Below are 1,369 nucleotides of genomic sequence, written 5' to 3' on the forward strand. Positions count from 1 at the left end.
AAGCGTTGAGAAAACAACCAATTTTTACGTCCCATAACCAATGATTTAATGGCGCGTTCAGCTAGATTATTGGAAAGGACCAGATGCCCGTCTTTCAAAATGGCCTTAAAGGTTTCTTCATACTTGAGACTGTATTCAATTGCCCTTCCTAGTTTTGAACCAGGTAAAACTGACTGACGCCGACACCAAGCAAAGAAGTCTTCCATTAGGGGTTGGAGCTCTTCTTGACGTTTCTGTAGTCGTTCATCAGCTGGCAAAACTTCCCAGTCTCTTTCCAAGGCAAATAACTGGTCACAATAAGCTAAACCTTTAGCTCCTAAGGATGAGTTATCTGCTTGCTTGGGGGTGGATTCAAAAAACTTCCTTCTCACATGCGCCCAACATCCAACAAGTTCAGCTTCTTCCAGTTGACGATAAGCTTCTAGCGGTTCGCAGTTTACCAAGCTTAGCGTCGCCTTGCTCCTAAACCTTGGACTGCTATCGCATAGGCAGAACTAGAGGACTAAAGTCCTAAGTTACTGCCGCAACATATCACAATGCACATATCCAGAATAATCTCCTAGGAATTCTTGTACTACTGAACCACTTCGACGCTGATCATGGTGGTACAGCGTGATTCCTTGCTTCTCAGCTTTCCCAGACAAAAAAGTCCAATAGTAGGTCAGATGGCTATCACTCTCTAGCACCCTATAAGAAGTTTCATCCGCATGAAGTAAGGGCTGAGTCAATAGTCTCTCTCGCAAGAGGTTATAGAGGGGCTCCAAATAGTATTGACTCGCCTTGATATGCCAATTAGAGATTTCCTTACGTGTGATTGGTAAACCCATCCTAGCCCAATCTTCTTCTTGGCGATAATTGGGGACCTTCAGATTAAACTTCTGATGGATGGTGTGAGCGATAATAGAAGCTGAGCCAAGGCTATGCGCCAAAGGGGCTTTAGGAATAGGAGCTTTCACAATTTTATCACTCGGATTTTTCTCACTGCATGCTTGGCATTTGTAAGAGTGTTGGATATGATCTATGCGTTTTAATTGCGCAGGAATAAAGACTAATTCTTGGCCTTGAAGACTCGCTCCAATCTCTTTTAGCTCTCCCTGACAGTCAGGGCAAATGCAATCCTCTAAGCGATGATGGAGTTCTTCTGAATCGAATTGGGCTAGAAGAGCTTGACGTTTCCCTTTAGCTTTCTTACGTTTATAGGTGATTTCTTCTCTTTCAACTGGGAACATCTCCATCTTCATCAGATGAAGCTTCCTCCTCAAAAAGGCTGACTTGTCCAGATGGACAAACACTTTTCTCAGAGGATTTTCCATAGAGCTTTTGCGTTAGATAAGCCACTTGTTCACGAAGAAGGGCAAGTTCATTGGTG

General features: G+C 43.5%; 1 protein-coding gene and 1 pseudogene. Both read right to left on the reverse strand.

Going from position 1 to position 1,369, the window contains the following annotated elements; all coding sequences use genetic code 11:
- A pseudogene (locus tag HT678_RS11675) lies at nt 1–1,241 on the reverse strand (IS66 family transposase); the annotation flags it as partial.
- Nucleotides 1,216–1,369: transposase (locus HT678_RS11095; protein ID WP_172925045.1), on the reverse strand; the 154-nt coding region annotated here is incomplete at its 5' end. The pseudogene HT678_RS11675 and the gene HT678_RS11095, both read right to left, overlap by 26 nt.

Origin of the sequence: Streptococcus sp. 3167, assembly GCF_013277175.1 — a bacterium.
GTDB classification, from domain to species: domain Bacteria; phylum Bacillota; class Bacilli; order Lactobacillales; family Streptococcaceae; genus Streptococcus; species Streptococcus pseudopneumoniae.